Consider the following 26,328-nt stretch of genomic DNA (forward strand, 5'->3'; position numbering starts at 1 on the left):
TGGGCCGGGCAGCGCCGCGATACGGCGTTGCCCGGTCCCGCGGCTGGCGATAGGGCGGCGTGATCATGACTCCCCTGCTTCCCGAAGGTTTTCGCGACCGCCTGCCGCCCCATGCCGATGCCGCCGCGGCGATCGAGGCGCGCGCGCTGGAGGCGGCCCGCCTCTATGGCTATGAACGCGCCGATCCGCCGTTGGTGGAATATGCCGATGCGCTGGGATCGCGGTTGAAGGACGGCGCGCTGACCGATGCGGTGCGCTACGTCGATCCTGTGTCGCAGCGGACGCTGGCGATCCGCCCCGATGTGACCGCACAGATCGCGCGGATCGCCGCGACGCGCATGGGGCATCACCCGCGGCCCGTGCGCCTGTCCTATGCGGGACCCGTGCTGAAACTGCGCAGTCCCGAACTCGCACCGGCGCGCGAATGGCGGCAGATCGGCTGCGAGCTGATCGGCCTCGATTCGATCCCCGCAGCGCAGGAAGTGGTGGCGGTCGCGGTGTCGGCGCTGACTGCGGCGGGGGCGAACGGGCTGTCGATCGACTTCACCTTGCCCGATCTGGTCGATACGCTGGCAGCCGGGCCGTTCCCGGTCGCGGCAGACAAGATCGACACGTTGCGCGATCGGCTGGACGCCAAGGATGCCGGCGCGGTGGCGGCACTGGCGCCGGACTATCTGCCGCTGGTCGAGGCGGCGGGGCCGTTCGCATCGGCACTGGAGCGACTGCGCGCGTTCGATCGTGATGGGGTGCTGGCGAGCCGGCTCGACGGGTTGGCCGCGATCGCCGCCGGCATGGGGGACGGCGTCACGCTGACGCTCGATCCGACCGAGCGGCATGGCTTCGAATATCAGACGTGGCTCGGCTTCTCGCTGTTCATCGCCGGCGCGCCGCGCGAGGTGGGCCGCGGCGGCACGTACACCGTGATGCACGAAGGCGGGGCGGAAGAAGCGGCCACCGGCTTCTCGCTCTACGCCGACGCGATTCTGGCGACCGCTGGTCCGGTCGAGCGCCGCCGCCTGTTCCTGCCCTTCGGCACGCCGGCCGAGGCGGGTGCGGCGATGCGCGCGGCGGGCTGGGTCACGGTCGCGGCGCTGGAGGCGGACGATACGCCCGAAGCGCAGCTGGCGACGCACGTTTACGCGGACGGTGCGGCGCGAGCGCTGTAACTTTGCGGTGACATATGGCCGAATCGGCGCTTACGTTGGATGCGGCGGCGATCCTGCCGTCACTCCAATGGGAGACAGCGATGTCGTTTGGTGACGTGTGCCTGTTCCTTGGGGCGTTGTTTGGCTTCGGCACCCTCCTGTTGAAGGTGGTCGAAGTGGCGCGTCACAAGTAAGGTGCAACGGGCGGGGGATACGCGGCAACGTGTCCCCCAAACGATTGAACCCCCGCCACGGCAATGACGGGGGTTCATCCAATGGCAGTGCCATGTCGTTTGGTACATTTCACATAGCGCATCACGGCCGTTTTGGCAATCCGCCGCTCCACCATTGACCCGTCGCCTGCATCCCGGTAGCTGCGCGCTCGTATTTCAGGACCATCCGTTGCGCCGAGTCCTGTCGAAGGGCGCAGGGGATCACGCCGGCAGGCGGAGACCTGTATCCATGGCCAACGTAGCAGTCATCGGCGCGCAATGGGGCGACGAGGGCAAGGGCAAGATCGTCGACTGGCTCGCCGAGCGCGCCGACATGGTCGTGCGCTTCCAGGGCGGGCACAACGCCGGCCACACGCTGGTCGTCGGCGAGAACGTCTACAAATTGTCGCTGCTGCCGTCGGGCATCGTGCGTGGCACGCCCTCCGTCATCGGCAATGGCGTGGTGCTCGACCCCTGGGCGCTGAAGGCCGAGATCGAGCGGCTGGGCGAGCAGGGCGTATCGGCGACGCCGGAAACGCTGCGCATCGCAGACACCTGCGCGCTGATCCTGCCGCTGCACCGCGACCTCGACGGGTTGCGCGAGGATGCCTCGGGTGCGGGCAAGATCGGCACCACGCGCCGCGGTATCGGCCCGGCGTACGAGGACAAAGTCGGTCGCCGCGCGATCCGCGTGTGCGATCTGGGGCACCTCGACGATCTGGGACCGCAGCTCGACCGGCTGCTGGCGCATCACGACGCGCTGCGTGCCGGGTTCGGCGCGGCGCCGATCGACCGGGCGGGGCTGCTGGAGGAATTGCGCGCGATCGCTGGTTTCGTCCTTCCCTTCGCCAAGCCGGTGTGGCGCGACCTCAACGAGGCACGCGGCCGCGGCAAGCGCATCCTGTTCGAAGGCGCGCAGGGCGTCCTGCTCGACGTCGATCACGGCACCTATCCGTTCGTCACCTCGTCCAACACGATCGCAGGCACCGCGGCGGGCGGTTCGGGCCTGGGGCCGGCGGCGGTCGGCTTCGTGCTCGGCATCGCCAAGGCCTATACGACGCGCGTCGGATCGGGGCCGTTCCCGACCGAGCTGAACGACGAGACCGGCGAGCGGTTGGGGCAGCGCGGCCATGAGTTTGGCACCGTTACGGGGCGCAAGCGGCGCTGCGGGTGGATCGATACCGTGCTGCTGCGTCAGTCGGCCGCGGTCGGCGGCATCACCGGTATCGCGCTGACCAAGATCGACGTGCTCGACGGGTTCGAGACGGTGAAGATTTGCACCGGCTATCGCCTGAATGGCGCGGAGCTCGACTATTTTCCGGCGCATGCCGCGGATCAGGCGAATGTCGAGCCGATCTACGAAGAGATGGAAGGCTGGCAGGAGTCGACCGCCGGCGCGCGCAGCTGGGCAGACCTGCCGGCACAGGCGATCAAGTATATCCGCCGCGTCGAGGAGCTGATCCGCTGCCCGGTCGCGCTGGTGTCGACCAGCCCCGAGCGGGAGGATACGATCCTGGTCCGCGATCCCTTCGCCGACTGACGACATGAAAAAAGGGCCGGGTAGCCAAGCCACCCGGCCCTTTTTTAGGCGTTAGCCAAAGATTACGGGGTCGGCGTGGTGGTGCCGGTGGTGCCGCCCATGGTGCCCCCCATCGTACCCGTAGTCGACGTGCCACCCATGGTGCCGGTCGTACCGGTGCCGCCCATCGTACCGGTGGTGCTACCCGTGCCGGTGCCGGTCATGCCGCCCATCGTATCGGTCGTGCCCGGGGCGGGGGTGGTGGTCGTCGTCGAATTCGTCGTGCCGGTCGTACTGCCGTTCATGCCGGCGGTGCCGCTACGGCCACGCTTCATCGACTTGGACGAACGGCTCTGCGTCGTGGTGGTGGTGGTGCTCTGGTCGGTCGGCGACGTGGTCGTCGTCTGGCCACCCATGGAGCCGGTGGTCGAACCGCCCGTCGTGGTCTGGGCGAAAGCGGCGGTCGGGATCAGCATGGCAGCTGCCATGATCGGAAGGACCTTACGCATTGTTCTCTCCTGCAAAAATTGCTTGACCCCAACGGGTTAGCATGGAGAGTGTTCCGCCCTTCGCGGCCTCAACGGCCCGTCTGGCCCCGGTGAAGCAACGCTTGGTCCGCTAAAACCAATGCCGTCATCGCCTCGACGACGGGCACGCCGCGGATGCCGACGCAGGGGTCGTGGCGGCCTTTCGTGGCGATTTGCGTCTCCTCGCCGGTGCGCGTGATCGTGTCGACGGGGGTCAGGATCGAGCTGGTCGGCTTGAACGCGACGCGCAACGTGATCGGCTGGCCGGTGGCGATGCCGCCCGCAATGCCGCCTGCATGGTTGGCGAGGAAGCGGGGGCCGGTATTGCCGGCGCGCATCGGGTCGGCATTCTGTTCGCCGGTCAGCGCGGCGGCGGCGAAGCCGTCCCCGATCTCGAAGCCCTTCACCGCATTGATGCTCATACAGGCCGACGCGAGTTCGCTGTCCAGCTTGGCATAGAGCGGCGCGCCCCAGCCAGCCGGCACGCCCGTCGCCTCGCACGCGACGACCGCGCCGACGGACGACCCGGACTTGCGCGCGGCATCGACGATCGCTTCCCAGCGGGCGGCGGCGGCAGCGTCGGGGCAGAAGAAGGGGTTGGCGTCGATCTGTGCATCGTCGAACGCGGCGTAATCGATCCGGTCGCCGCCGATCGCCTCGACCCAGGCGCGGATTTTGACCTGCGGGATCACCGCCCGCGCCACCGCACCCGCCGCCACCCGGCTCGCCGTCTCGCGCGCTGATGACCGCCCGCCGCCGCGATAGTCGCGAAAGCCATATTTGGCGTCATAGGCATAGTCGGCATGGCCGGGGCGATAGGCGAGCGCGACCTCGGAATAATCCTTCGAACGCTGGTCGACATTCTCGATCATCAGGCTGATCGGCGTGCCGGTCGTCTTGCCCTCGAACACGCCGGACAGGATGCGCACCTGATCGGGCTCGCGCCGCTGCGTGGTGAAGCGGCTGGTGCCCGGGCGGCGCTTGTCGAGCCATGGCTGGATGTCGGTCTCGCTCAAGGCGATCCCCGGCGGGCAGCCGTCGACGACCGCGCCGATCGCGGGCCCGTGGCTTTCGCCCCAGGTGGTGAAGCGAAACAGATGGCCAAAGCTGTTGATGCTCATTGCGATGCCCCCAGTCGCGCAAAGGCGGGTGCATGCGCCGCCTCGCCCCGCACGCCGCACGGGATTAGTCCGCCTTGCAACGGCAGCGCCATGAAATAGTCGCCCGCATAGGGCGAGGCGAACCCGCTTGCGACATCGGTGGCGAAGCCGAAACGGGTGTAGAAGGCCGGTTCGCCGAGCGCGAAGCAGAGCACGATACCCGCTGCCTCCAGCTGCTCGACCCCGGCGGCGACCAACGCCTCCGCCACGCCCTGTCGGCGCCATTCCGGCGCGACGGCGAGCGGCGCCAGCGCGACCGCGGCAACGGACTTGCCGCCGACGTCGACCCGCATCCGGCTGAACGCGACTAAGCCGGCGAGCGCACCGTCGATCTCGGCGACGAGGACGAGCACCATGTCGCCCTCCACGCATAGGTCGCGGACCAGCGTCGCCTCGTCGGGCGCCGGGAAACAGTCGCGCAACAGCGCGTCGATCGCGGCGACGTCGCGGCCAGCGGCAGGGCGGATCGTCGGCATCACGCCAGCGCGATGTCGGGCGCGTCCTCTGCCTTCATGCCGATGACGTTATAGCCGGCATCGACATGGTGGATTTCGCCGGTGACCCCCGCCGACAGGTCGGACAGCATGTAGACGCCCGCGCCGCCGACATCCTCGATCGTCACGGTGCGACGCAGCGGGCTGTTCAGCTCGTTCCACTTCAGGATGTAGTTGAAGTCGCCGATGCCGCGCGCCGCCAGCGTCTGGATCGGGCCGGCCGAGATGGCGTTGACGCGGATGTTTTCCGGGCCGAGGTCGACCGCGAGATACTTCACGCTCGTTTCCAGCGCGGCCTTGGCGACGCCCATGACGTTGTAATGCGGAATGACCTTTTCCGCGCCGTAATACGTAAGCGTCAGGATCGACCCGCCCTGCGGCATCATCGCGCGCGCACGCTGCGCCACGGCGACCAGCGAATAGGCCGAAATGTTCATGGTCATCAGGAAGTTGTCGAGCGTGGTGTCGTAGAACTTGCCACGCAGCTGCGACTTGTCGGAAAAGCCGATGGCATGGACGACGAAGTCGATCGTCGGCCATTCCTGCGCCAGCGCCGCGAAGGTCGCATCCAGTGCCGCCATGTCCGACACGTCGCAATCGAACAGGCGGGCGACGCCGAGCTGTTCGGCGAGCGGACGCACGCGCTTTTCCATCGCGGCGCCCTGATAGGAAAAGGCAAGTTCCGCGCCCTGTTGCGACAATTGCTTGGCAATGCCCCAGGCCAGCGACTTGTCGTTGGCGAGGCCCATGATCAGCCCCCGCTTGCCTGCCATCAAACCCGTCACGCGCTCATTACCTTATTCTGTGGTCGCGGCCTCCTGTAGCGCCGGTTCGGGGGGTTCCGCCAGTGCTGCGTTGAGATGGGCACCGAAGACGAGGCCCAGACCGATCAGATAGAAGAACAGCAGCATGACGACGACGCCCGCGAGGCTGCCGTAGGTGAGGTCGTAGCCGCCGAGCTGGCTGAGCACGAGCGGCAGCAGCGCGGTCATGCTGACCCACCAGCCTGCGGTGAACAGCGCGCCCGGCCATTTCGGGCAGTCGCTGTGGCGATATTTGCCCGGCGTCACCGAGTAAAACAGCAGATAGAGCGCCCCGAACATGATGAGGCCGGGGATCAGTCGCGATAGGCCGACCCAGCCTGCGGCGTCGCGCGCGAAGGGCAGCAGCCGATAGATGAACTGTTCGGCCGCGGTTAGGATACCCTGCACTAGGAAGCTCATCAGCGCGATGATGACGGACAGGATGATGACGCCCGACGACGACAGGCGTGACCGCCAGAAGGGCACGCTGGCCTTCACGCCATAGGCGCGATGAAAGATGTCGCGGATCGTCTCGACGAAGCTGCCGACGGTCCACAGGCCGACAAGGCCGCCCAGCCACAACAGTGATCCCGTCCGGGCGACGAGGACGTCGGCGATCGGCTTGCGCAGGATATCGGCGACGTTGGGCGGCAGGACGTGGAGGAAGGAACTGACCGCACGCTGCGTTTCGGCGCTCTGCCCCAGCAACGACAGCACCGCCGCCGCGGTGATGAAGAACGGGAACACCGTCATCAGCGCAAGATAGGCGAGGTTGCCGGCGTGGATGAAGCCATCGTTGAACACGCCGAGTCCGGCCCGCTTCACGACCTCGATCGCGGCAGGGCCGGGCTTCAGCTTGGCCAGTTGATGACGGGCGCCCTTGCGCAGATGCGCACGGGCTTCGGGGGTCAGGGCTGTCGTATCGGTCACTACCCCCGTCAGACGCCCATCGCGGCGCGCGGGTTCCGTGGGTCCTGCCATCCGTCGGCGAACTGTTGCAACGCTGCATCATCGGACGGAAGGTCGATCATCAGCGTGACCAATTGGTCGCCCCGGCTGCCGTCCTTCTTGTGGAAGCCCTTGCCCTTCAGGCGCAGCGTCTTGCCCGAACTGGTGCCCTTGGGGATCGTCAGCATCACCGCCTTGTCGACGGTGGGCACGCGCACCGCGCCGCCCTTCACCGCCTCGGTCAGCGTAATCGGCAGGTCGAGCCGCACGTCGTCGCCATCGCGCGTGAAGAAGCGGTGGCCCTGCACCTCGATCGCGACGATCGCGTCGCCCGCGCCGCCGGGGCCGGGTTCGCCCTTGCCGGCGAGCTTCATCTGGGTGCCCGTCTCGACCCCGGCGGGCAGCTTCAGGTCGATCGCCTTGCCGTCGCCGAGCGTCACGCGCTGCGGCGCCAGCGTCGCGGCATCGACGAAGGGCACCTGCAACCGGTAGGTGATCGTCGCGCCCTTGGGCTGCGGGCGGCGGCCGAAGCCACTGGCGAAGCCGCCACCACCGCCGCGCTGAGCGCCGCCGAACAATCCTTCGAAAATGTCGCTCATGTCGGCGTCGCCCGCGCCGAATTCGAAGCCGGCGCTGCTGAAGCCGCCGCCCGCATTGGTGCGCCCGCCGCCAGGCCGCGCGCCGCCGCCGAAGCCGAAGGGCGAGGCGGGGTTGCCGTCGCCATCGATCTCGCCCCGATCGAAGCGTGCGCGCTTGTCCTTGTCGGTCAGCAGATCGTAGGCGCCGGTCACCTGGCTGAAGCGTTCGGCCGCCTTCGGATTGTCCTTGTTGCGGTCGGGATGCAACTCTTTGGCGAGCTTGCGATACGCCTTCTTGATGTCGGCCTCGGACGCGCCCCGCGCGACGCCCAAAGTCTGATATGGATCGGCCATTGGTTCCCCGTTGGTGTATTATGAACCTATGTGGGGGAGGCCGCGCCGCAACGCAATCGGTGGCTGCTTCGTTGGTGGGTCATCGAGGAGAGTGACGATGACCGACACACAGCCCACGCAGGCGATGAGCACGGATCGCGGCGGATCGAACGACGGCGTCGAGGCGCCGGGCGGCAAATCCGCGAGTGAAAGCAACGGCGGCGCCTATCCCAATCCGCATACGGGCAAGGACGCGAAAGACCGTGACGGGGTCGGTGGTGGCTTCCTGGGTCATGGTGGGCAGAGCGGAATGGATTATTCCGGCACGGGTGATGGGGATACGGACGAGGATGTCGGGAACACGAATGCGGTGACGAAGTAGTCTCGGCTCCCTAACCTTCGTCATCCCGGCGAACGCCGGGATCCATGGTCGCGATGAGGCCGATGGCGCGCGCAACGTCGGCGGCTTCCTGTCCATGGATCCCGGCGTTCGCCGGGATGACGAACTAGGGGTCAGGCGAGCGGCGCCACGTCCACGCTGACCGACATGCTTTGCGCCTGCGAGCCCAGCACCACACCATCGACCGGCGCGATCTCGGCATAATCGCGGCCGACGGCCATGACGATATGGTCGCCCGCCATCCAGATGCCGTTGGTGGGATCAAGCCCGACCCAACCGCGCACCGGGCCGCACCACAACAGCACCCAGGCATGCGTCGCATCGGCGCCGACCAGCCGCGGCTGCCCCTCCGGTGGGATGGTGCGGATATAGCCGCTGGCATAGGCCGCGGGCAGGCCGGCGGCGCGCAGGCCGGTGATCATGATCTGCGCGAAGTCCTGGCACACACCCTTGCGCTGCCGGAACGCCTCGCGCGGCGGCGTATCGACCAGCGTCGCGTGCGGATCGAAGGCGAAATCACGCTGGATGCGGCGGGCGAGCGCGATCCCTGCCTCCAGGCTACCGCGGTCGGGCGCAAGGTCTTCGGCGCAATAGGCCGCGATGTCGCGGTCGAGCGGAATGAGTGGTGAGGGGAACAGGTAATTCGCCGGTCCCGCCGCCGACAAATCGCGGCTGGCGAGGGCCAGCGCGGCGATCTCGCCCAGCGTCGGGTCGGCGGCGGCGGGCACCGGCACTAGTCGGTCGACCGTCAGGCGCGCGACGCTTTCGATCGTCAGGCTGCGCACCGGCGTATCGACCACCAGTCGCGTGACATGAGCAAGGCCCGCTTCGGCAAGGCCGGTGCTCGTCCGACCGGCGGGCTCGACGGTCAGGTTGTAATCCTCCAGCACCTGCCCCGGCCAGTCGATCGGCTTCAGCCGCAGGTTGCAGCGCGCAAACTTGACGTTGCCGCCATAGTCGAAACGGGTGACGTGGCGGACGTCGTAGCGCATCGGGTGCGTGATCATGCCAGGGTAAGCCCGACGGCGCGCAGCGGCTCGGCACCTTGCAGGAAGTAGCGGCGCGCGATCGCGTCGGACAATTGCGCAAGGCGCCGCTCGATATCGCCCAGCGCATCGGCGTCGATCGCTGCCGCATCGGTCATCGCCAGCGTCGCGGCGAGCGCGGCGGCGTGGCTTTGCTGCGGTTCGGGCATGCCGTCGTCGCTCAGGACCGGCAGATCGGCGAGCCGCTGGGTAATGCGCTCGGCCTGGTAGGCGAGGCTGCGCGGGTTGCCGGGATCGAGCGCGACGAGATCGACGACGGGGACGCGCGCGATCCCGGTCAGATACCGCTGGCGATAGCTGATCTGGCTGTCGGCGAGGTCGAGCAGGGTCGACAGATCGTCCGCGGTCGCGCCGGGCATGCCGAACAGCCGCAGCGCGCGCGTCATCGCGATGGCGCGTTCGATACGCCGGCCGATGTCGTGGAAGCGCCAGGCCGCGGTGCGCCCCATATGCTCCGCCGACAGGCCGAGGATCGCGGCATAGCGGCGCTGTAGCGAGCCCGCCCGGTCGAGCATGCCGCGGTGGGTGGGGAAGGGTGCTTCGAGCAGCCGCATCATATCGGCGGACAGGCGGTCACGCGATCCTTCGCCGATGCCGCGGGCCAGGCGGTTGATCTTCGCGACCGAATGCCAGGCCTCATCCTCCATCGCGGTGCGCGCGAAGGCAGTGAGGTCGCCGCGGCGCATCGAGTCGGGGTGGGGCGCCGCACCATTGCCCGCGATCAATCCGACCAGCTTGGCGACGGTGGCGTCGGACAAGGCCGCCCCGCCGTCCGCCGCGATCGAATGGCCCAGCATCACGCGGATCGCCGCGAGCAGCGCCTCGCCGCGCTCCAAATAACGGCCGAGCCAATAGACATTGTCGGCGACGCGGCTGGGCAGCGTGCCGGGGTTGCGGCGGACGTTGTGCGAATCGGGGGCGGGCAACAGGGAGACGGGCTCCACCGCCTCGGCACCATGGACGCAGACGTCGGCGGACCACAGACCTTCGCCCAGCACGCTGGCGCGTGGGTCGGTCGCCTCGCCGATGCGGGCGAAACCGCCGGGCATGACCGTCCAGCCGCCGCTCGCGTCGCGCGCTGAGAAGACGCGCAGCGTGAAGGGGCGCGGTTCCAGCGTATCGCCGATGACGACGGGCATGGTCGACAGGCGCACGATCTCCTGCCCGACGTAATCCTGCGGGCGCCGGTCCATGTCGGCGAGGAGCATCGCCCTGGCGTCGTCGTCCAGCTCGCCGCCATGCACGGTGCGGCCCTGCGGCAACCCGAGCGGGGCGGGACCGAAGGCAGTGCCGATCAACATGCGATCGAGGTCTTCGGCGACGCGCGCACGCTCGGTCGGCTGGCCGCACCACCAGGTCGCGATGTTGGGCAGATGCAGGCTCTCGCCCAGCAACCGCGTCGCGAGCTGCGGCAGGAAGGCGCCGAACGCCGGCGCCTCCAGCACGCCCGCGCCCGGCGCGTTCGACAGCACGACATTGCCCGCGGCATAGGCGTCGATGAGCCCGGCGACGCCGATCTGCGAGTGCGAATCGAACGCCAGCGGATCGAGCATGCGCGGATCGACCCGTCGCCAGAGCGCGTCGATGCGCTTGAGGCCCGCGATGGTGCGGACGTAGAGCTGGTTTTCGAGCGCGGCGAGGTCCGCGCCCTCGACCAGCAGCAGGCCGAGATAGCGCGCGAGATGCGCCTGTTCGGGATAGCTGGGGTTGTACCGCCCCGGCGTCAGCAGGCCGATGCGTGGGTCGGCCCGGCGGCACATGGCGGCGATACCGGCGCGGAAGGCGGCAAAGAAGGGCGCATGCCGCTGCACGTTGAGCCGCGCCTGCAATCCGCCGAGCGTGCGGCTTACCGCCAGCCGGTTCTCGAGCGCATAGCCGGCACCCGCTGGCGCGCGCAGGTGATCGGCGAGCACGCGCCATTCGCCGGTCGGCCCGCGGCCAAGGTCGATCGCGATGAAGTGCAGGTGCTTGCCGCCGGGCGGATCCAGCCCCACCATCGGCCGCAGGAAATAGGGGCTGCCGGTAACGAGCGCCGCCGGGATCAGCCCGCGCTCGACCAGGCGCTGCGGGCCGTAGAGATCGGCGATCACCGTCTCCATCAACTCGGCGCGCTGCGTGACGCCGCGGGCGATGCCGGCCCATTCGTCTGCCTCGATCAGCAGCGGCACCGGACTGACCGGCCAGGGGCGCTCGTCCGCCTCGCCGATGATGCGAAAGCCGGTGCCGATGTCGGCCGCGTGGCGGCGCACGCGTTCGCGGACATGGTCGAGATCGTCGGAGGCGACGCTGGCGAGTTCGGCGAACATCGCCGCCCAGGCAGGATCGCCGCTGTCGCACAGCACGTCGCCGCCGCGCGTGCGCGCGCAATAGTCGGCGATCCAGCGCCGGGCATGCGTCTCGGCATCGAATATGGGCGCCGCCTGCGTCGCCATCGCTGTCCGTTCGTCCCCCGCCTTTGGTGCGGCGCACCGTCTACACATGCTGGGGCGGATGCAACAGGGATGTGCCGTCACGTCCTCCCTCGGCAACGCCGGGGGAGGGGGACCGTTCGCGAAGCGAATGGTGGAGGGGGCGGTTCCGCACTCGACAGGTAAGCCGTATCCTCCCCCTCCGTCACCGCTTCGCGGTGCCACCTCCCCCTGGCGGGGGAGGAATTGGACGCCTCACACGTCCGGCAGCACCTGATCCGCCACGCCCCAGCCGGCCAGCGCCCGCGACGTCGCGCGCTTCAGCAGTTCGTCCGCGTCGCATACGGTCCAGCGCGCCGCCGTGTCGATGTCGCGCAACTCGGTCCACGACACGGGCGCCGACACCGGTGCGCCGGCCCGGGCCCGCGCCGAATAGGGCATGATCGCGGTGCTGCCACGCTGGTTGCGCAGATAGTCGATGAAGATGCGGCCCTTGCGCTTCGCCTTGGTCGCGACCGCGACGAAGCGGTCCGGCTCCGCCGCGGCCAGCGCGCGCGCGAAGCGGTCGGCGAAATCTTTCACGGCTGGCCATTCCGCCTGGGGCGTGAGCGGCACGACGACATGGACACCCTTACCGCCCGACAGCAACGGGAAGCTGACGAGGCCGATCTCGGCGAGCTGCGCGCGGACGTGATCGGCGGCCGCCTTGGTGTCCGCGAAGCCCAGGCCCTCGTCGGGGTCGAGATCGATTACCAGTCGGTCGGGCATCTCGATCGCGTCGACGTGGCTGCCCCAGCCGTGGAATTCGATGCTGCCCATCTGTACGCAGGCGACCAGACCGTCGGCGCTGTCGACGTAGAGGTAGGGTTCGACGCTGCCGTCCTTTTCGCGCACGTCGACATGGTGGACGTGTTCGCCGAAACTGCCTGCGTCGTGCTTTTGGAAGAAGCACTGCTTGGCGCGGCCCTGCGGGCAGCGGACCAGGCTGAGCGGGCGGCGGGCGACCCAGGGCAGCATGATCGGGCTGAGCGCCGCATAATAATCGGCGAGCTCACCCTTGGTGACGTTGCTTTCGGGGAAGATCACGCGGTCGCGATTGCTGACTTTGACGTGGATTTCCGGCGTGTCGCCCTGGTCGGGGGCGGGTTCAGGCACTTCCGCGACGACCGTGTCGGCGGGTTTGTCGCCGCGCAGGCCCAGGAAGCTCGCGTGGCGCAGCAGGCCATCGGGCGTCGTCTCGGCAAAGGCGATCTCCGCGACCAATTCGGGGCGAACCCAGCGCGCGCCGCGGACGGCGGCCCGGAAGGGCTTCAGTGCGGTCGCGTCGACCGGTGGTGCGTCCGTCTTGAGCGTCGCAAGGCGTTCGGCCAGATCGTCCATCGTCGCGGTATCGAAGCCGGTGCCGACCTTGCCGGTGTAGCGCCAGTCGCCGCCCTCGCGCACGCCGAGCAGCAGTGACTTGAACCCCCGCCGCTTGTCGGACGGCACCCAGCCGAGGATGACGAATTCCTGGCGACGCGTGCATTTCGCCTTCAGCCACGTGCGGTTGCGGCCGCCGGTATAGGGCGCGTCGGCGCGCTTCGACACGACGCCCTCCATCCCCTCGCGGCACATCGCATCGAACAATTGCTCGCCCGAGCCCAGGACATGTTCCGAGAATTGCAAGCGTCCGTCTTCGCCGACGATGACGCGCAGCCGCTCCTTGCGCTCGACCGTCGTCAGGCCGGTCACATCCTCGCCGTCGAGCGACAGCAGATCGAAGGCGAATAGCGTCATCGCGCCGCCGGCACCGATCGCGTCCTTCAGCGTCGAGAAATCGGGCTTGCCGTCCTTGAACGCGACGATCTCGCCGTCGATCAGCGCGGAGGACACGGGGAGGGCGGCGGCGGCCTCTGCTATCCCCCCAAACTTGTCCGTCCAGTCGAGGCCGTTGCGGGTGTAGACCTTGGCCGACCCATCCGCGACGGCGACGAGGGCGCGATAGCCGTCGTACTTCATCTCGTGCAGCCAGCCGGCGCCGGTGGGTACGCTGTCGACCAAGGTACAGAGCTGGGGGTTCTGGAAGGCGGGGAGTTTGGCCTTCTTGCCCTTTTTCGCACGCGTCGCGCGCGGGGCTGCCCCTCCACCACCCGCTGCGCGGGCGGTTCCCCTCCCCTGCGGAGCAGGAGAGGACTTACCGTCGGCGATCTCCGCCATCGTGCGGCCGGTTGCGACGCTGGTGAGGCCTTCCTCGACCAACGTGTCCGTCCCGCCGGCGTAAGGGTCGTCGATCTTGCGCAACAGCCAATTCTCGCGCTTTTCCTTGCCGCGCGGTTTCAGGCGGATCAGCAGCCATTCGCCCTTCATCCGCTCGCCATCGAGGACGAAGTGGAGATGGCCCTTCTCAATGTCCTTGGCGGACTTGCCCGCGACCGGCGCCCAGGTGCCGCGGTCCCACAGCATCACCGTGCCGCCACCATATTCGCCTTCGGGGATCGTTCCTTCGAACGTCGCATACGACAAAGGATGGTCCTCGGTCCGCACCGCGAGCCGCTTTTCGTCGGGATCGAGGCTGGGGCCGCGCGTCACCGCCCAGCTTTTAAGGACGCCGTCTGCTTCGAGGCGGAAGTCCCAATGGAGGCGGGTGGCGTCATGCTTCTGGACGATGAAGCTGTTGCCGTTGCCCGGCGCGAGCGTACCCGCCGGCTCCGCCGTCTTCGCGAAATCGCGCTTGGCATTGTAGCGGGCGAGCGGGTCGGTCTCAGGCACGCTTCTTCGCCGGGGCGCGTTTGGCGGGGGCCTTCTTCGCGGCGGGCTTTTTCGCCGGCGCGGCCTTGGCTGCCGACCCGCCCGATTTCTCCATCGACTTCTTTAGCGCCGCCATCAGATCGACGACGTTGCTGCTCTTGGCGGGTGTGCCGTCGTCGACCTCCTCGATCACCTTGCCCTTGGTCTTGCGCTTGCGCGCGATCAGAACCTTCAGCGCATCGACGTAGCGGTCGTGAAATTCCTGCGGATCGAAGGCAGCGCTCTTCTTGTCGATCAGCGCCTCGGCAAGGTCGAGCAATTCGCTGTCGGGCTTGGCGTCGGGGATCTCGCGGAAATAGCTCTGTGCCTTGTTCACCTCGTCGGCGTAGCGCAGCGTTTCCAGCACCATGCCCCGGCCACATGGCTTCAGGCTGACGACATATTCGCGCCCGCGCATCGCCAGCTGGCCGAGGCCCACCTTCTTCGTCCGCCGCAGCGCCTCGCGCAGCACGATGAACGCCTCTTCGGCCAGATCGTCGGCGGGCACGACGAAATAGGGTTTTTCGTAATAGAGGACGGGAATTTCGTCGGCGTCGACGAACTGGGTCAGCTCCAGCGTCTTCTTCGATTCGAGCTTCACCGCGTCGATCTCGTCCTGCTCCAGCAGCACGAACTCGCCCTTCGACACCTCATAGCCCTTCATGATCTCGTCGGTGTCGACGGGGCCGACGCCGGTGACGACCTTCTCGTAATGGATCGGCTTGCCGCTGGGTTCGTGGATCTGCTTGAAGGCGACGCTCGCGCCGCTTTTCGTCGCCGAATAGATTTCGACCGGTATCGACACCAGCGCGAGCCGGATCTGTCCTTGCCAATAGGCACGTGCGGGCATTGCGAGGGCTTTCCGTTGCGGAAGCGATTCAATTCACGGGAGAAAGAGTCGTTCCCGCCAATTCCTCCCCCGCCAGGGGGAGGTGGCGCGGCGAAGGCGTGACGGAGGGGGAGGCGAACGGCGCACGTCATTTATAGGACACCGCTGCCCTCCCCCTCCGTCAGCTGCGCTGCCACCTCCCCCCTGGCGGGGGAGGATTTTTGTTTGCGGCCATTTTCCGCTAAGGGGCCGGCCATGGCCGACAATCCCTTCGCGCTGTTCGATGCCTGGTATGCCGAGGCGAAAGACAGCGAACCCAATGACCCCAATGCGATGGCGCTCGCCACCGTCGACGCCGCCGGGCAGCCGTCGGTGCGCATGGTGCTGCTGAAAGGGCATGGCCTCGACGGCTTCGTCTTCTACACCAATCGTGAAAGCCGCAAGGCGGGTGATCTGGCGGCGGTGCCCAAGGCGGCGCTGCTGTTCCACTGGAAGTCGCTGCGCCGGCAGATTCGCATCGAGGGCGCGGTGACCCAGGCGACGGACGCCGAGTCGGATGCGTATTTCGCGTCGCGCGGCCGCGATTCGCAGCTTGGCGCCTGGGCATCGGACCAGTCGCGGCCCCTCGATACGCGTGAGACGTTCGAGGCGCGCTTCGCCGAAATGCAGGCCCGGTTTGAGGGTGGGGACGTGCCGCGGCCGCCGCATTGGGGCGGCTATCGCGTGACGCCGCAGGCGATCGAATTCTGGCAGGATCGCGCGCATCGCCTGCACGAACGCCGCCTGTTCACGCGGACCGACACGGGCTGGACCGAAGGATTGCTGTTCCCATGACGCGCGACGAACAACGCCGTTTCCTGCCGCTGGCGACCCGTGCCGCGCTCGCCAGCGTCAGCATGGCCTGCTTCCTGCTGGCGCTGAAAAGCTTCGCGGCCTGGCACACCGGATCGGTCGCGATGCTCGGCAGCCTGGCCGATACCGCGCTCGATCTGCTCGCCAGCCTCGTGACGCTGTACGGCGTGCGGCTCGCGGCGACGCCGGCGGATCACGACCACCGCTTCGGCCATGGCAAGGCGGAGGCGCTGGCGGCCTTGTTCCAGGTCGCGCTGATCACCGCATCGGCGGCGGGCATCGCGTGGCGCGCGATCACCGCGCTGGGCGAAAACGGCCCGACGGCGGACGCGGAATTCGGCATCGGCGTGTCGCTGATCGCGATCATCGCGACGATCGTGCTGCTCTGGTATCAACGCCGTATCATCCGATCGACGGGTTCGGTCGCGATCATGGCGGACAACGTCCATTACCAGTCCGACGTGCTGCTCAACGGATCGGTGATCCTGGCGCTGGTGGTCGACCAGTATCTGGGCTGGCACAAGGCGGACCCGATCTTCGGCATCGCGATCGCGCTGTGGCTCGCCTGGGGGGCGTTCCAGGCGTCGTCCAACGCGATCGACCAGCTGATGGACAAGGAATGGCCCGAGGATCAGCGCGCCGCCTTCCTCGACGTCGCCGCACGCCAGCCGGGCCTCAAGGGCATCCACGATTTCCGCACGCGCCGGTCGGGCAGCCACGACTTCGCGCAATTCCACATGGAGGTCGATCGCAACCTGACGGTCGGCGCCGCGCATGACATCGTCGAGGGCGTCGAGCGCAACCTCAGGCAGATGTTCCCGAAGGTGGAGGTGCTGATCCACCTCGATCCCGAAGGGCATGTCGATACCGACAATCCGCTGGTCGAGGCCGACGTGACGCCGCACTGGTTCGGCAAGCGGGTCGGCTATTGATGCGCATCCCCTTCGCCCAGATCGATGCCTTTGCGGAGAGCGCGTTCGGCGGCAATCCGGCGGCGGTGATGCCGCTCGCCGTGTGGCTGGCCGATGACGTGCTCCAGCAGATCGCGAGCGAGAACAACCTCAGCGAGACGGCCTTCATCGTGCCGCATGATGGCGAGGACGCCGATTTCGATCTGCGCTGGTTCACCCCCGCCGCCGAGGTGGCGCTGTGCGGCCATGCGACGCTGGCGAGCGGGCATTTCGTGCTGTCATCGGATGCGGCGCTGACGCGGGTGCGCTTCGCGACGCGGCAGGCGGGCATTCTGGAAGTGGCGCGCGATGGCGACCGCTATCGCTTGGCGCTGCCGGCATGGGGGCCGAGCGCGAAGCCGCTGGATGGCGTCGTCGCGGCGCTGGGCGTGACCGACCCGGTCGAGACGCTGTGGCACGACAAGGGCTATGCCGTGGTCGTGCTCGCCGACGAGGCAGCGGTGCGCGCCGTCCGCCCGGACGATCGCGCGTTGACCGCAGAGGGCCCGATCGTCGCGATCGTCACCGCGCGGGGACAGACGACCGACATCGTCAGCCGCGCCTTCACGCCCTATTACGACATTTCCGAAGACCCGGTGACCGGCGCGGCGCATGCGGTGGTCGTGCCTTATTGGGCGCAGACGCTGGGGCAGGATCGCTTCACGGCGTATCAGGCGAGCAAGCGCGGCGGGCTGCTGTCCTGCGCGTTGGAGGGCGACCGGGTGGTGCTGGGCGGGGCCTGCGTGACGGTTATCGAGGGGACGTTCCTGCTGCCGTAGGGTGGTTCCCGTTTCATAACCAACGTCATTCCCGCGGAGGCGGGAATCCAGACGCGCGGACCTCCCGAAAGAGCCGCACCGTTAGCGGTTCTGGATTCCCGCCTGCGCGGGAATGACGATGATTGGGGGAGGCGGCCTACCGCTTCCGCCCCTTGGTCATCGGATCGGGCTTCTTCGGCTTCACCCATCCCGCCGGCGGCTCGACCTGCTGGCGACTCGTGCCGAGGCCCATCGCGCCGGGCTGCTGGCGTGTCAGGCCGGCGGGGTCCGCGTCTTCGCCGCCAGCGCGCAGCAGGCTGATGCGGTCGCGCAATTCCGCGGCGCGCGCGAAATCGAGCGCTTCCGCCGCTGCCTCCATCTCCTCTTGCAGCGCCGCGATCGAAACGGTCATGCCGCCGCCGCGAGGGCTGCGGCCTCGGTTGCTGCGATCCAGCCGCCTCCGAGTACCCGGTCGCCGGCGTAAAGCACCGCCGCCTGGCCCGGCGCGACGCCATATTCGGGGGCATCGAACAGCAAGCGGTCACCCGCCAGTCGCGCCGGCACTGGCTTGGCCATCGAGCGCACCTTGGCGGTGAGCGGCCCGTCATGGTCGCCGCCGATCCAGTTCACCCCGCTCAGCCGCGCCGCCGCCACCGCCAACGCCGCGCGGGGGCCGACGACGACCTGCCGGCTCGCGGCATCGACGCGCACGACATAGAGCGGCTCCGGGCTGCCGCCGATCTCGAGACCGCGGCGCTGGCCGACGGTGAAGTGGATGATGCCGCGATGGGTGCCGAGTTTCGCGCCGTTGAGGTCGACGATATCGCCTGCCGTGTCCGCCTCGGGCCGCAGCTTGCGGACAAGCCCGGCATAATCGCCGTCGGGGACGAAGCAGATGTCCTGGCTGTCCGGTTTGCCAGCGACCGAAAGGCCCATCTCCGCCGCGATCTCGCGCACCCGCGCCTTGGGCAGGCCGCCCAGCGGAAAGCGCAGATAATCGAGCTGCTCCTGCGTCGTCGCGAACAGGAAATAGCTCTGGTCGCGCGCGGGATCGGCGCCGCGATGCAACTCGGCGCCCCCGGCCCCCTCGACGCGACGGACATAATGGCCGGTCGCAAGGCAGTCCGCACCGAGATCGCGCGCCAAAGCGAGCAGGTCGGTGAATTTGGGGCCGGTGTTGCACTGGACGCAGGGGATCGGCGTCTGGCCGGCGAGATAGGCGTCGGCGAAGGTATCGACCACCGTCTCGCGGAATCGGCTTTCATGGTCGAAGACGTAATGCGCGATGCCCAGCCGGTCGCACACCGCGCGTGCGTCGCGAATATCGCGGCCCGCGCAGCAGCTGCCCGAGCGCCCCGTCGCCTCGCCATGATCGTAAAGCTGCAAGGTCACGCCGATCGTCTCGGCGCCGGTGCGCGCGGCGAGCGCCGCCACCACCGAACTGTCGACGCCGCCCGACATGGCGACGACGATGCGCCGCGCGGACAGGGGGGCGGGCAGCTGGAAATCCGTGTCGTCCATAACGGTCTTCCCATACGCCGATGGCGGTGGAACCGCAAAGTAAGGATGGTTCACATATTCTTGCGCCGGGCTTTACCCGACCTTCACCCGAACGGGGATAAAGCCGTGTCTCCTTAGTGAGTAACACGAGTGCAGCCGCGTTGGATCTCAGCTTTCCCGGTTTCGACAGACGTAGCGAAGTCAGCCGGCTTCCCCGCGATCTGTCCGCGGCCGTGGCGGATGTGGCGACGCGGCAGGGTGTGCCACCGGCGCTCCGTTCCGACATGCGGAGCGGCCGGACGGGACATCGCTCACGGCTGCTGCACCCGCTCGACTGTGCCTTCAACGGCGCGGTGGCGATGCTGCTGCGGACGTTGACCGGTGCCGGGACCGGCGATGCTTCCGAACATGAAGACGGCGTTTACCTCGGCGTTTCAGCCGATCTTCAAGACCGTGTCGCTAAGGACAGTGCTGCTTTCAGAGAGGGGGCCCCCCGCCCCGATCGAGGTTGAATGATGATTGAAAATCAGAAAATCCGCCCCGCCAAGGTCATCGGCCCGCTCGGCGAATCGCTGACGCTCGATACGCTGCCGCCGCCGTCGACGACGCGCTGGGTGGTACGCCGCAAGGCAGAGGTGGTCGCCGCGGTGAACGGCGGGCTGCTGACGGTGGACGAGGTCTGCACGCGCTACGGCCTGACCGTCGAGGAATTCGCCGGCTGGCAGCGCGCGATCGACCGGTCGGGCATGCCGGGCCTGCGCGTCACGCGCATCCAGCACTATAAGTCGTTGTACGAGCGCCAGCAGAAATATTGAGCGATATCGTACGCTAGACCGAAACGCGTGCGGAACATTTATCCGGCCTCATGAGTCTTTCCGCCAGAGCCCACGCCGGGCGATAAACGGAGGGACTTATGGGTATCATTCTTTGGCTCATCATCGGCGGTGTCATCGGTTGGCTCGCCAGCATCATCATGCGCACCGACGCGCAGCAGGGCATTTTCCTGAACATCGTCGTCGGTATCGTTGGCGCCTTCATCGGCGGCCTGATCATCTCGGGCGGTTCGATCAACAATGCGCCGCTTAACGTTACCTCGTTCCTGGTGTCGCTGCTGGGTGCGGTGATCCTGCTCGGGATCGTGAACCTCGTGCGTCGTGGCAGCGTGCGCTAAGCGCCGCTTCCCCCTCGAAGGTTGAAGAAAGGGCCGTCCGGGCAACCGGGCGGCCTTTTTCTATGTGTGTGAGGCGGGAACGCCCCACCGGATCGCCCCGATACCGTTCGCCCTGAGCTTGTCGAAGGGCACTTTGCCGTGAGCGTGCCGCCTGAAGCGTCCCGCCCTTCGACAAGCTCAGGGCGAACGGGTCAGCGATGGCGTGTGATGCCACTACTCCCTCATCCGATGTGCGCGGAATGATGGGGGGCGGCAGTGCAAGCTGTCGCCCCCCGCTTCACCTCACTGCAACAGGTAGCGCACCGACAGCGTGACGGTGACGTCCTTCTCGCCCGGTGCGATCTCAGTGGCGGCATCCGCCTTCATCGCGCGGACCATCATCGGCACGACCGGCGATCCGCCGTCGTTCTGGCCTGCTTCGGCAATCGAGATGACGCGCACCACGCGCATGCCGGCCGCGGATGCGTATAGATCGGCGCGCGCGCGAGCGCGCTTCACCGCATCGGCGCGGGCTTCGTCCAGCGCGGCATCGGGCTTGTCGATCGAGAGATTGGGGCCCTCGATCTGGTTCGCGCCTTCGGCCACCAAAGTATCGAGCACGGTGCCCGCGCGCGCGACGTCGCGGAAGCGGACGCTGACCGTGTTGGTCGCCTGATAGCCGGTGATCGCCGGCGGCTGGCCGTCGGTATAGCGATATTGCGGATTGAGGCCGACGTTCGACGTGGCGATGTCGCGGGGCGCGATGCCCGCGCGCTTCAGGCCCGCCATCACGCGCGCCATGCGCTGCGCATTGTCGGACAGCGCGGCGGCGGCGGTCGGTGCCTGCGACACGACGCCGGCACGGATGGTCGCAATGTCGGGCACGCGCGTGGTGCGGCCTTCCGCCTGGATGTCGAGGATCGTGCCCTGCGCGGGCACCAGTGGCTCGACCGTGGTCGGCAGGCTCTGCGCGTGTGCGGCGACCGTCATCGTCACCAATCCGGCGGCGGCTCCGGCCAGCGCGGTCCAATATTTCATCGCAAGACTCCCGTTGTTGCGTGTGGGGCGGTCTTTGCCGCCGATAAGGTCAACCGTTGCTGAACGACGTCGATCCGTTGCGTAGATCAATGGCTTGCGGCATGACGCGGCGACCGTGCCGCCCATCGTCGCGACCAGGGCTTGAGTGCGGTGATATATTCCGATAACACAGTGCGACGGGTACAGGCCGGACGTAAGCCGGGACGGGGATGGGACGGGCATGAACGAATATAACGGGTCGATCGGTCACGAAGAGCGGATGGCGCTGCCGGGGGAACCGGCGCCGTCGGGCCGCGGACGGACGGTCGTCATCACCGTGATCGTGATCGCGCTCCTCGGCGTGCTCGCCTATGTCATGTTCGGTCACAAGAAGGCCGATCCCAACGCCGGCAAGAAGACCGAGCAGATGCCCGCCGTCACCTATGTGGTGCCGGGTCGCAAGACGGTGGATCGCACGATCAACGCCACCGGTACGCTGGCCGCGCGGCGCGAAATGCCGGTCGGCGTCGCGGGCGAGGGCGGCATGATCACCCGCGTGCTGGTCGAGCCGGGGCAGTGGGTGAATGCGGGACAGGTGCTCGCCACCGTCGACCGTTCGGTGCAGACGCAGACCGCGCAGAGCCTGGCCGCGCAGGTCGCGGTCGCCCGATCCGACCAGACGATCGCCCAGGCCGAGCTCGACCGCGCCCAGCAGCTGGTCGACCGCGGCTTCATTTCCAAGGCCGATCTCCAGCGCAAGGCCGCCACGCGCGACGCCGCCGCCGCGCGCGTGCAGGTGGCCGCCGCCGGCTTGCGCGAGGCGCAGGCGCGCAACGGCCGCCTCGACATCCGTGCGCCCGCCGCTGGCCTCGTCCTGACGCGCCAGGCCGAACCCGGCCAGATCGTCAGCGCCGGATCGGGCGTGCTGTTCCGCATGGCGCAGGGCGGCCAGATCGAAATGCGCGCGCAGCTGTCCGAAGCCGATCTCGCGACGCTCCACACCGGCGCGCGGGCGCAGGTGACGCCGGTCGGCAGCGATCGCAGCTTCGCCGGCGAAGTGTGGCAGGTGTCGCCGGTCATCGACACGCAGACGCGGCAGGGCATCGCCCGCGTCGCGCTGCCCTATGATCCGGCGCTGCGGCCGGGCGGCTTCGCCTCGGCGACGATCGTCGGCGGCGCGGCGATCGCGCCGCTGCTCCCCGATTCGGCGATCCAGAGCGACGACAAAGGCAGCTTCGTTTATATCGTCGGCAAGGACGACAAGGTCGAACGCCGCAACGTCAAGATCGGCCAGGTGTCGGATGCAGGCGTGACGATCACCTCAGGCTTGGACGGTAGCGAGCGCGTGGTGCGGGCGGCGGGCGGCTTCCTCGTCCCGGGCCAGAAGGTGAAGCCGGTCGTGGGAAAGGCGAGCTGACATGAGCTTTCGCAACATCTCCGCCTGGGCGATCCGGAACCCCGTTCCGCCGATCGTCCTGTTCATCGCGCTGACTCTGGCGGGCATCGTCAGCTTCATGCGGATGGACGTGAACAACGACCCCGACATCGATTTCCCGGTCGTCATCGTCGTTATCAGTCAGCCCGGCGCAGCACCGACGGAGCTCGAAAACCAGGTCACCAACCGCGTCGAATCGGCGGTGCGGTCGCTGCAAGGTATCGACGAAATCACCTCGACCGTGACCGAGGGCCAGTCGACCACCGTCGTCCAGCTCGCGATCGGCACGCCGATCGACCGCGCCGTCAACGACACGCGCGACAAGATCGCGCAGATCCGCAGCAACCTGCCCGAAGGTATCCTGGAACCGCAGATCTTCCGCGCGGACACGACGGACAACGACCTCGCCAGCTATTCGGCGATTGCCAGCGACATGACGGTCGAACAGCTCAGCTGGTACATCGACAACACGGTCGCCAAGGAATTGCTGTCGGTGCCCGGCATGGCCGCGGTCAACCGCAACGGCGGCGTCAGCCGCGAAATCCGCGTCATCCTCGATCCGCTGAAGCTGCAGGCACAGGGCCTCACCGCGGCGCAGGTCAACGCGCAGCTCAGGCAGATCAACCTCAACGCCGCCGGTGGCCGCGCCGAGATCGCCGGGTCCGAACAGTCGGTCCGCGTGCTCGGCAATGCGCGCAACGCCAATGATCTCGCGCAAACGCGGATCAGCGTCGGTGACGGCCGCACCATCCGCCTTGCGGACATCGCGACGGTCCGGGATCTCTATGCCGAACAGCGTAGCCGCGCCGCGGTCGACGGGCGTCAGGCGATCAGCTTCGATTTCCAGCGCGCCAAGGGGGCCTCTGACGTCAGCGTCTTCAACGAGGCGGTGAAGAAGCTGCAAGCGCTCGAAAAGCGCAACCCGAGCGTCCATTTCGTGCTGCGCTCGAACAGCGTGAAATATACCGAGGCGCAGTACAAGTCCGCGATCCATGCGATGATCGAGGGCGCGGTGCTGGCGGTGCTGGTCGTGCTGCTGTTCCTGCGCGACTGGCGCGCGACTTTGATCTCGGCGCTGGCGATTCCGCTGTCGGCGATCCCGACCTTCTGGTTCATGGAGCTGCTGGGCTTCAACCTCAATCAGATGACGCTGCTCGGTCTCAGCCTCGTCGCGGGCGTGCTGGTCGATGACGCGATCGTCGAGATCGAAAATATCGTCCGCCACATGCGCATGGGCAAATCGGCCTATCAGGCGTCGATCGATGCGGCGGACGAGATCGGCCTCGCGGTTCTGGCGACGACGATGTCGATCGTCGCGGTGTTCATGCCGGTCAGCCTGATGCCGGGCATTTCCGGCCAGTATTTCCAGAACTTCGGCCTGACCGTCGTCGTGTCGGTGCTGATGAGCCTCGCCGTCGCGCGCCTCATCACGCCGATGATCGCGGCCTATTTCCTCAAGAGCTTCGGCCACGCGAGCCACGGCGAGGGCAGGCTCATGGACGCCTATATGGCGGTCCTGCGCTGGACGCTGGACAGCACGCGGCAAAAGGCGAGCGCTGCGCGGGGCAGCTATCACCGCGTCACCAGCCGCTGGCGCGACCATCGCATGTGGGTGATGGGCCTGGGCGTCGCCGCATTCGTCGCGACGCTGTTCATGTTCACCGTCATCCCGATGCAATTCTCGCCGCCGCAGGACAATGACGATTCGACTGCGACGATCGAGATGGTGCCGGGCACCACGCTCGCGCAGACCGACGCGGTGGTGACGCGTGTCGCCGACCTGCTCCGTCGCCAGCCGGAGGTGCAGTCAGTCTACGCGCGCACGGGATCGAACGGATCGGTCGCCAATGGCCGCGTGACGGCGACGCTGCGCGACGACCGCAAGGTCACCAGCACGGAATTCGAACGCAAGCTTGCGCCCGAACTGGCCAAGATCCCCGACGCGCGTGTCGGCTTCCGCTCCCAGTTCGGCTGGGGCTCGTCGGGCCGTGACATGACCGTCGTGCTCGGCAGCGACGATCCCGAACTGCTGCAGAAGACCGCGAACACTTTGGTCGACCAGATGGCGAAGCTGGGGACGATCACGCAGCCGCGCATCTCGGGCAACCTCCAGCGGCCCGAGATCATCATCAAGCCCCGCTTCGACCTCGCCGCCAATCTGGGCGTGACGACGCAGGCCCTGTCCAGCGCGATCCGCATCGCGACCCTGGGTGACATCGACCAGAATTCGGCGCGCTTCAGCCTGGCCGATCGCCAGGTGCCGATCCGCGTCGCGCTCGACCAGGGTGCGCGGACCGAGCTGTCGACGATCCAGAACCTGCCGGTCGCGACGCAGACGGGCGGATCGGTGCCGCTCAGCCTGATCGCCGATATCAGCCTGGGGTCGGGACCGACGCAGATCGATCGCGTCAACCAGCAGCGCCGCATCGCGGTGGGCGCGGACCTTGCGCCCGGTATCGTCTCCGGCGTCGCGCAGAAGCAGATCGACAATCTGCCGATCATGAAGAACCTGCCGATCGGCGTGAACAAGCTGACGCTGGGGCAGGCGAAGTGGCAGGCGGAGATGCTGCAGAACTTCGTCGTCGCGGTGATTTCGGGCACGTTCCTCGTGTTCGCAGTGCTGGTGTTGCTGTACCGCCGGGCGCTGCCGCCGTTCGTCAACATGGCGTCGCTGCTGCTGGCACCGCTGGGCGGCCTGATCGCTTTGTGGGCGACCGGCAATCCGCTGTCGCTGCCGGTGTTCATCGGCCTGCTGATGCTGCTCGGCATCGTCGCCAAGAACTCGATCCTTCTGATCGACTTCGCACTCGAGGAGATGAACAAGGGCGTCGACACGCTCACCGCGATCATCGACGCCGGGCACAAGCGTGCGCAGCCGATCGTGATGACGACGGTCGCGATGGTCGCGGGCATGATCCCGACGGCGCTGTCGATCGGCGGCGACGGATCGTGGCGCGCACCGATGGGCATCGTCGTGATCGGCGGCCTGATCCTGTCGACCATCCTGACGCTGGTGATCGTCCCCGCGGCGTTCAGCCTGGCGGTGGGGGTGGAGCGCTATGTCGGCCCGCGGTTGGGTCGGCGCCTGCTCACCTACCGTCCCGGCGACGACGGCAGCACGGTGGTCGGCATCGCGGGGCCGGACACGCCGACGCTGGGGCCGGTGCCCGGGCGGCTGGGCCATGGGGACCAGCCGGCGGAGTAAGGGGGCGGCTGGTCGCGCCGTCCTCCGTCATCCCGGCGCACGCCGGGATCCATGGACCGCGCGCCATCGGCGATCCGCGCCGTCGTCAGGCCAATGCCTCTATGGATCCCGGCGTTCGGCGGGATGACGGAGAGGGCTCCTTTTCTTCCGTCATTCCCGCGAAGGCGGGAATCCATAACCGCTAAGGTGGCGACTCTTTCGCAAGGGTAGCGCGTCTGGATTCCCGCCTTCGCGGGAATGACGAAGTAGGGCGTGACGGAAAGGCGGCGCGAAGTAGGGGCAGCGGCAATGAC

Annotated in this window: 24 protein-coding genes; 11 read left to right on the forward strand and 13 right to left on the reverse strand. The window is 67.8% G+C overall.

Annotation, left to right across the window (positions count from 1 at the left end; genetic code table 11):
• The first annotated feature begins 65 nt into the window (after positions 1-65).
• From GGR47_RS08630 to GGR47_RS08640, 3 genes are all read left to right on the forward strand, one after another.
• Positions 66-1,166, forward strand: coding sequence for an ATP phosphoribosyltransferase regulatory subunit (locus tag GGR47_RS08630; RefSeq protein WP_183949499.1), 1,101 nt, complete (start codon positions 66-68; stop codon positions 1,164-1,166).
• A gap of 14 nt (positions 1,167-1,180) precedes the next feature.
• Positions 1,181-1,339 (forward strand): hypothetical protein, encoded by a 159-nt coding sequence (locus GGR47_RS08635; protein WP_167509760.1) that lies wholly within the window; start codon positions 1,181-1,183, stop codon positions 1,337-1,339.
• 268 nt (positions 1,340-1,607) lie between these two features.
• A complete protein-coding gene (locus GGR47_RS08640; RefSeq protein ID WP_147036654.1) occupies positions 1,608-2,897 on the forward strand; it encodes an adenylosuccinate synthase in 1,290 nt (429 codons plus the stop codon).
• 62 nt (positions 2,898-2,959) lie between these two features.
• On the opposite strand, the gene GGR47_RS08645 is transcribed toward GGR47_RS08640, so the two are convergent.
• The 6 genes from GGR47_RS08645 to GGR47_RS08670 form a co-directional block, all read right to left on the reverse strand.
• Positions 2,960-3,385 (reverse strand): hypothetical protein, encoded by a 426-nt coding sequence (locus GGR47_RS08645; RefSeq protein WP_147036655.1) that lies wholly within the window; start codon positions 3,383-3,385, stop codon positions 2,960-2,962.
• Between the two features lie 68 nt (positions 3,386-3,453).
• Positions 3,454-4,524 carry a chorismate synthase gene (aroC, locus tag GGR47_RS08650; protein WP_147036656.1) on the reverse strand — a complete coding sequence of 357 codons (1,071 nt, stop codon included), beginning with the start codon at positions 4,522-4,524 and terminating at the stop codon, positions 3,454-3,456.
• A complete protein-coding gene (locus GGR47_RS08655) occupies positions 4,521-5,039 on the reverse strand; it encodes a GNAT family N-acetyltransferase (RefSeq protein ID WP_043061213.1) in 519 nt (172 codons plus the stop codon). The genes aroC and GGR47_RS08655 overlap by 4 nt, the downstream gene beginning before the upstream one ends.
• Positions 5,039-5,830, reverse strand: a complete 792-nt coding sequence (fabI, locus tag GGR47_RS08660; RefSeq protein WP_017979907.1) for an enoyl-ACP reductase FabI — start codon at positions 5,828-5,830, stop codon at positions 5,039-5,041. The genes GGR47_RS08655 and fabI overlap by 1 nt, the downstream gene beginning before the upstream one ends.
• Before the next feature lie 24 nt (positions 5,831-5,854).
• On the reverse strand, positions 5,855-6,841 hold the full coding sequence (locus GGR47_RS08665) for a YihY/virulence factor BrkB family protein (protein WP_147036657.1): 987 nt from the start codon (positions 6,839-6,841) through the stop codon (positions 5,855-5,857).
• A complete protein-coding gene (locus tag GGR47_RS08670) occupies positions 6,799-7,740 on the reverse strand; it encodes a DnaJ C-terminal domain-containing protein (protein WP_043061215.1) in 942 nt (313 codons plus the stop codon). Before GGR47_RS08670 ends, GGR47_RS08665 begins: the two co-directional genes overlap by 43 nt.
• A gap of 97 nt (positions 7,741-7,837) precedes the next feature.
• Here GGR47_RS08670 and GGR47_RS08675 point away from each other — a divergent pair, with 97 nt between their 5' ends.
• Positions 7,838-8,101 carry a hypothetical protein gene (locus GGR47_RS08675; RefSeq protein ID WP_147036658.1) on the forward strand — a complete coding sequence of 88 codons (264 nt, stop codon included), beginning with the start codon at positions 7,838-7,840 and terminating at the stop codon, positions 8,099-8,101.
• Positions 8,102-8,232: 131 nt separating this feature from the next.
• Here the strand turns inward: GGR47_RS08675 and GGR47_RS08680 are convergent, their stop codons facing one another.
• From GGR47_RS08680 to ku, 4 genes are all read right to left on the reverse strand, one after another.
• Positions 8,233-9,111 carry a transglutaminase family protein gene (locus tag GGR47_RS08680; RefSeq protein WP_167509761.1) on the reverse strand — a complete coding sequence of 293 codons (879 nt, stop codon included), beginning with the start codon at positions 9,109-9,111 and terminating at the stop codon, positions 8,233-8,235.
• Between the two features lie 11 nt (positions 9,112-9,122).
• Complete coding sequence (locus tag GGR47_RS08685; protein ID WP_147036660.1) at positions 9,123-11,597, reverse strand: circularly permuted type 2 ATP-grasp protein; 2,475 nt, start codon at positions 11,595-11,597, stop codon at positions 9,123-9,125.
• Positions 11,598-11,828: 231 nt separating this feature from the next.
• On the reverse strand, positions 11,829-14,321 hold the full coding sequence (ligD, locus tag GGR47_RS08690) for a DNA ligase D (protein ID WP_147036661.1): 2,493 nt from the start codon (positions 14,319-14,321) through the stop codon (positions 11,829-11,831).
• A complete protein-coding gene (gene ku / locus GGR47_RS08695; protein ID WP_147036662.1) occupies positions 14,314-15,189 on the reverse strand; it encodes a non-homologous end joining protein Ku in 876 nt (291 codons plus the stop codon). Before ku ends, ligD begins: the two co-directional genes overlap by 8 nt.
• A 234-nt stretch (positions 15,190-15,423) precedes the next feature.
• On the opposite strand from ku, the gene pdxH reads away from it, so the two are divergent.
• The 3 genes from pdxH to GGR47_RS08710 are packed head-to-tail and all read left to right on the forward strand — an operon-like array spanning position 15,424 to position 17,749.
• Positions 15,424-16,002, forward strand: coding sequence for a pyridoxamine 5'-phosphate oxidase (gene pdxH / locus GGR47_RS08700; protein ID WP_147036778.1), 579 nt, complete (start codon positions 15,424-15,426; stop codon positions 16,000-16,002).
• On the forward strand, positions 15,999-16,952 hold the full coding sequence (locus tag GGR47_RS08705) for a cation diffusion facilitator family transporter (RefSeq protein ID WP_147036777.1): 954 nt from the start codon (positions 15,999-16,001) through the stop codon (positions 16,950-16,952). The genes pdxH and GGR47_RS08705 overlap by 4 nt, the downstream gene beginning before the upstream one ends.
• Positions 16,952-17,749 carry a PhzF family phenazine biosynthesis protein gene (locus GGR47_RS08710; protein ID WP_147036780.1) on the forward strand — a complete coding sequence of 266 codons (798 nt, stop codon included), beginning with the start codon at positions 16,952-16,954 and terminating at the stop codon, positions 17,747-17,749. Before GGR47_RS08705 ends, GGR47_RS08710 begins: the two co-directional genes overlap by 1 nt.
• A 136-nt stretch (positions 17,750-17,885) precedes the next feature.
• Here the strand turns inward: GGR47_RS08710 and GGR47_RS08715 are convergent, their stop codons facing one another.
• Both GGR47_RS08715 and mnmA read right to left on the reverse strand, forming a co-directional pair.
• Positions 17,886-18,140, reverse strand: a complete 255-nt coding sequence (locus GGR47_RS08715; protein WP_147036776.1) for a UvrB/UvrC motif-containing protein — start codon at positions 18,138-18,140, stop codon at positions 17,886-17,888.
• Entirely contained in the window at positions 18,137-19,249 is a 1,113-nt protein-coding gene (gene mnmA / locus GGR47_RS08720) for a tRNA 2-thiouridine(34) synthase MnmA (RefSeq protein WP_147036775.1), read from the reverse strand. The genes GGR47_RS08715 and mnmA overlap by 4 nt, the downstream gene beginning before the upstream one ends.
• Before the next feature lie 494 nt (positions 19,250-19,743).
• Here mnmA and sciP point away from each other — a divergent pair, with 494 nt between their 5' ends.
• Positions 19,744-20,043, forward strand: a complete 300-nt coding sequence (sciP, locus tag GGR47_RS08725; RefSeq protein ID WP_024310369.1) for a CtrA inhibitor SciP — start codon at positions 19,744-19,746, stop codon at positions 20,041-20,043.
• 98 nt (positions 20,044-20,141) lie between these two features.
• Entirely contained in the window at positions 20,142-20,399 is a 258-nt protein-coding gene (locus GGR47_RS08730) for a GlsB/YeaQ/YmgE family stress response membrane protein (protein WP_017979892.1), read from the forward strand.
• 282 nt (positions 20,400-20,681) lie between these two features.
• Here the strand turns inward: GGR47_RS08730 and GGR47_RS08735 are convergent, their stop codons facing one another.
• On the reverse strand, positions 20,682-21,416 hold the full coding sequence (locus GGR47_RS08735; protein ID WP_147036774.1) for an SIMPL domain-containing protein: 735 nt from the start codon (positions 21,414-21,416) through the stop codon (positions 20,682-20,684).
• Positions 21,417-21,636: 220 nt separating this feature from the next.
• Here GGR47_RS08735 and GGR47_RS08740 point away from each other — a divergent pair, with 220 nt between their 5' ends.
• Positions 21,637-22,812 carry an efflux RND transporter periplasmic adaptor subunit gene (locus GGR47_RS08740; RefSeq protein WP_147036773.1) on the forward strand — a complete coding sequence of 392 codons (1,176 nt, stop codon included), beginning with the start codon at positions 21,637-21,639 and terminating at the stop codon, positions 22,810-22,812.
• A 1-nt stretch (position 22,813) separates the two neighbouring features.
• Positions 22,814-26,035: an efflux RND transporter permease subunit gene (locus GGR47_RS08745; protein ID WP_017979889.1), complete on the forward strand. Its 3,222-nt coding sequence runs from the start codon at positions 22,814-22,816 to the stop codon at positions 26,033-26,035.
• Positions 26,036-26,328 lie beyond the last annotated feature (293 nt).

The sequence above is a fragment of the Sphingomonas aquatilis genome, assembly GCF_014196115.1.
Lineage (GTDB): Bacteria > Pseudomonadota > Alphaproteobacteria > Sphingomonadales > Sphingomonadaceae > Sphingomonas > Sphingomonas aquatilis.